Below are 4,520 nucleotides of genomic sequence, written 5' to 3'. Positions count from 1 at the left end.
ACCGTCACGCCGTCGACCGTGCACAACCGGAACCAGCGCGCGTCCTGCGTCGGCACGTTGAACTCCGGTCGCCGGTGGTGCTCCGGGTCGGCGGCGGTGGCGTTGTGCAGGATGCCGCGGGCCAGCCGGTAACCGATCGACACGGGGTTCACCGGCGGCTTCATCGCTCGCGTCTTGTGTTGCGGCGCAGGCAGTTCGCTGGCGGCGGGCAGCACGACCGCGTCCGGGTACTCCTTGCGGATGCGGTGCACCTCCGGCAGCGCCGACTCCAGGATCGAGAAGATGCGCTCGGGGCCGGCCAGGAAGTCGTCGATCGCCTTGTTCTGGATAGCTACGGTCGAATACTCAAGGCAGGCAAGGTGTTTCAGCGTCGCCTTGAGGTGGCTGCGGATCAGGCCGGTGACGTCGCCGTCCCAGTGCGTCGCCGACACCACCAGCCGGTTGCGCAGGTGGTAGTAGGCCTGCCAGTCGATGGCGTCGTCCTTGTCGCTCCACGCCATGTGCCAAATCGCCGCGCCGGGCAACGTGACGGTGGGATAGCCGTGCTTCGCCGCGCGTAGACCGTACTCGGCGTCGTCCCACTTGAGGAACAGCGGCAGCGGCTGGCCGATCTCCTCGGCCACCTGACGCGGGATCATGCATGTCCACCAGCCGTTGAAGTCCACGTCGATACGGCGATGCAGCAGTTTGCTTTTCGGGTTGTCGTCGTTGAGCGGGTAATGGGAGAAGTCGTGGTCGTATTCGGCGTGCGGCGCGGCGGTCCACATGAACGTCTCCGGGTTCACCACCTCGCCCATGATGTGCAGGTGCGACGGCTCCTGCAGGTTGAGCATCTGCCCGCCCACCAGCATCGGCGTCTTGGCGAACCGGTTCATGGCCAGCGCGCGCAGGATCGAGTCCGGCTCGATCCGGATGTCGTCGTCCATGAACAGGATCTGTTCGCAGTCGGTGTTTTTCAGCGCCTCGTACATCACCCGGCTGTATCCGCCGGAGCCACCGAGGTTGGGCTGGTCGTGGATGGACAGCCGCGAGCCGAGTCGCGCCGCGGCGTCCGGGAAGTCGGGATGGTCACGCACCTTGCGCACGCCCTGGTCCGGCACGATGACCGCGCCGATCACCTCGTCGACCAACGGGTCCGCGGTGAGCGCGGCCAGCGCGTTGACGCAATCGGCGGGGCGGTTGAAGGTGGGGATGCCGATGGCGACGCTGGCCGTGCCCGGCGCCGGCTTGGTGGCGTACCAGCCCCCGGCGAGCAGGCTGACGGCGCTGTCGGTGGTGATGTCGAACCAGATCCAGCCGCCGTCCTCGAAGGGCTTGAGCGCCACCTCGATGTCGAGCACCTGCGGTTGCTCGTCGGTGCCGGAGAACTGCCTGCCCTCGATGAAGATGCGGGCGCCGGTGGCCTTGGTGCGGTAGAGGTCCACGCGGCCGGTGCCGACCACCTTGACGCGCAGCGCCACCGATTCCAGGGTGGACCAGCGGCGCCAGTAGCTGGCCGGGAACGCGTTGAAGTAGGTGGCGAACGACACCTCCGACTCGCCGCCGATCTGCAGCGAGGTGCGGCTGGTGGCGTGCGCACGCCGGGCGTTGGTCGTCGACTCCTCGAGGTAGAGCTTGCGCACGTCGAGGGGTTCGCCCGGACGCGGCAGGATGATTCGGGCCAGCAGGCTAACCGCGGTCATGGCTGCCGCTCCTGCGCATCGCGTCGCGCTGCATCGTCGCTGCCACGGGTCATTTCACGCTTTCCTCTTCGGCCAGGGGTCTGCCGTCGCGCAGGTGCGGCGCGAGGACGTTGTCGTACATACTCAGTGCGCTGGCGATGGCCATGTGCATGTCCAGATACTGGTAGGTGCCGAGCCGGCCGCCGAAAAGCACTCCGGACGCGGCGGTTTCGGCCTTCGCCCGGGCCCGGTAACCGGCCAGGACGGCCCGGTCGGCCTCGGTGTTGATCGGGTAGTAGGGCTCGTCGTCGTCCTCGGCGAACCGGGAGTACTCCCGCATGATCACCGTCTTATCGGTCGGGTAGTCCCGCTCGAGGTGGAAATGGCGGAACTCGTGGATTCGGGTGTACGGGACGTCGAGGTCGTTGTAATTCATCACCGGCGTGCCCTGGAAGTCGCCGGTGGGCAGCACCTCCAGCTCGAAGTCCAGCGTGCGCCACCCGAGCCGGCCCTCGGCGTAGTCGAAGTAGCGGTCCAGCGGGCCGGTGTAGACCACCGGCGCGCCGGCGTTGTCGGCCCGCAACCGGTCGCGGACGTCGAACCAGTCGGTGTCCAACCGCACCTCGATGCGGTCGTCGGCGGCCATGCGTTCCAGCCAGGCGGTGTAGCCGTCGAGCGGCAGGCCCTCGTAGGTGTCACTGAAGTAGCGGTTGTCGAAGGTGTAGCGCACCGGCAGCCGGGTGATGTTGGCGGCCGGCAGCTCCTTGGGATCGGTCTGCCACTGCTTGGCGGTGTAGCCCTTGACGAATGCCTCGTAGAGCGGCCGCCCGATCAGCGAGATGGCCTTCTCCTCGAGGTTCTGCGCGTCTTCCGGCTTGATCTCGGCGGCCTGCTCGGCGATCAGCGCCCGCGCCTCGTCGGGCGTGAAGTACTTGCCGAAGAACTGCGCCACCAGGCCCAGCCCCATGGGGAATTGGTAGGCCTGCCCGTTGTGCATGGCGAACACGCGGTGCCGGTAGTCGGTGAATTCGGTGAACTGGCGCACGTAGTCCCACACCCGCTTGTTGGAGGTGTGGAAGAGGTGGGCGCCGTACTTGTGCACCTCGATGCCGGTCTGCGGTTCGGCTTCTGAATAGGCGTTGCCGCCGATGTGCGGACGGCGTTCGACGACGAGCACGCGCTTCCCCAGTTGGGTAGCCACGCGCTCGGCGATGGTCAGGCCGAAGAATCCGGAGCCGACGACGAGGAGGTCGAAGCGAGCGGTCATCGGTTGCTTAGGGTATCCGACCGCGGAGGCCGAACCCATTTGGCGACGCCAGGGCGGGCGAGATCGGTGTGCAACCGGCCGATTACGGTCCGAGTCGCATTTGTCTCACGATTCCATATCACCACTCTAGTAACAGGATTCTCACTCGTACCATCGACTCTGTGTGGATCTTGCCGGACACGACGGGCGGGACACGCCGACACAACACATAGTCAGATAGAGGAGACTTCCGTGCCGAACCGACGCCGACGCAAGCTTTCGACAGCCATGAGCGCGGTTGCCGCCCTGGCAGTGGCGAGTCCTTGCGCATACTTCCTTGTCTACGAATCGACCGCCGGCACCAAGGCGCCCGAGCACCACGAGTTCAAGCAGGCCGCGGTGATGACCGACCTGCCTGGCGAGCTGATGGGCGCGCTGTCGCAGGGCCTGTCGCAGTTCGGGATCAACCTGCCCTCTGTGCCCGCCCTGGGTGGCGGAGCGGCCGGTGCGCCCGGCCTGGCCAGCCCCGGACTGGGCGCCCCCGGCCTGGGCACTCCCGGGCTCGGCACCCCCGGCCTCGGGACGCCCGGCGTGGGCACCCCCGGCCTGGCCAGCCCCGGCTTGACGAGCCCCGGGCTGGCTAGCCCCGGCCTGGCTCCGACGACGCCGGGCCTGACCACTCCGGGCGCCCTGCCGGTCACCCCGGGTGGCGGCGTCGCCACCCCCGGCGCGGGCCTCAACCCGGCCCTGTCCAACCCCGGTCTGACCAGCCCCGCCGGGGTGACCCCCGGCCTGGGCAGCCCGAGCGAGGTGCCCATCACCGCCCCGGCCAGCGTGGACCCCGGCGCCGATGGCACCTACCCGATCCTCGGCGACCCGTCGACCTTCGGCGGCGGCTCGCCGCTCGGCGGCGGCGGCGGCCTGGGCGGCGGTAGCGGTTCCGGCGGCAGCGGCGGTCTGGTCAACGACGTGATGCAGGCGGCCAACCAGCTCGGCGCGGGTCAGGCGATCGACCTGCTCAAGGGCCTGGTCATGCCGGCGATCACGCAGGGCATGCACGGCGGTGCGGCCGGTGCCCTGCCGGGTGCCGCCGGGGCGCTTGGCCCGCACCCGCGTGGACGTCCCGGCCAGGTCGCCGGTGAGCGCGACCAGTGAGAACGGCGTGTCCTGGCTGATCTCGCGGACCGTGACGCCGCCGCCCAGGCCGATCAGCGGCTGTTCCACCAATTGCGTGCCCCGCGCCGGGGGCGGGCTCGCCGTGCCGTGGTCACGCGTCGCGTTCGCCACCCACGACACGATGACGACGGTGGCCGCGACGGCCGTGAGCAACGTCGTCGGTGCGCGGCCACGGGACACCAGTCGATGTTACGTGTGTGTCCACTGTTATTAGTGAGACGACACGACGCGGCGCGACGGGGAATCCGCGCCAAATGTCGACGGCACCGCAGAGTGGGTGACTCTGCGGTGCCGTCTGGTGACAGAGGTGCGCGAAGTTCTAGACCGGGGGCAGGACCGGCGCGGCGGCCGGCAGGGCCGCAGCCGCACCCGGCAGCGCCCCGGCGGCACCCGGCAAGGCGCCCGCGGCGCCCGGCAGGGCAGCGGCCGCACCCTGC

3 protein-coding genes and 1 pseudogene are annotated in these 4,520 nt (G+C 69.1%); 1 reads left to right on the top strand and 3 read right to left on the bottom strand.

Features of this window, described 5'->3' with window-relative positions; all coding sequences use genetic code 11:
• Both A5714_RS23230 and glf read right to left on the bottom strand, forming a co-directional pair.
• Nucleotides 1-1,682 (bottom strand): glycosyltransferase (locus A5714_RS23230; RefSeq protein ID WP_068289341.1); only part of this gene is annotated, 1,682 nt, incomplete at its 3' end.
• A 49-nt stretch (nt 1,683-1,731) separates the two neighbouring features.
• Entirely contained in the window at nt 1,732-2,928 is a 1,197-nt protein-coding gene (gene glf / locus A5714_RS23225) for a UDP-galactopyranose mutase (RefSeq protein WP_068289344.1), read from the bottom strand.
• Between the two features lie 231 nt (nt 2,929-3,159).
• On the opposite strand from glf, the gene A5714_RS27355 reads away from it, so the two are divergent.
• Nucleotides 3,160-4,062 (top strand): PirG, encoded by a 903-nt coding sequence (locus tag A5714_RS27355; protein WP_068289338.1) that lies wholly within the window; start codon nt 3,160-3,162, stop codon nt 4,060-4,062.
• Here the strand turns inward: A5714_RS27355 and A5714_RS27350 are convergent.
• Nucleotides 3,994-4,266: pseudogene (locus A5714_RS27350) on the bottom strand (cold-shock protein); the annotation flags it as partial. The gene A5714_RS27355 and the pseudogene A5714_RS27350 overlap by 69 nt on opposite strands.
• Nucleotides 4,267-4,520: the final 254 nt, after the last annotated feature.

Source organism: Mycobacterium sp. E2462 (genome assembly GCF_001672685.1).
Taxonomy (GTDB): Bacteria; Actinomycetota; Actinomycetes; order Mycobacteriales; family Mycobacteriaceae; genus Mycobacterium.
Note: the sequence above shows the minus strand (reverse complement) of the source record. Positions and strands in the feature narration are given on the sequence as shown.

What these genes read in the sequence shown, in the direction of transcription:
- glf (WP_068289344.1), bottom strand. Translation starts at nt 2,928, where the DNA reads ATGACCGCTCGCTTCGACCTCCTCGTCGTCGGCTCCGGATTCTTCGGC.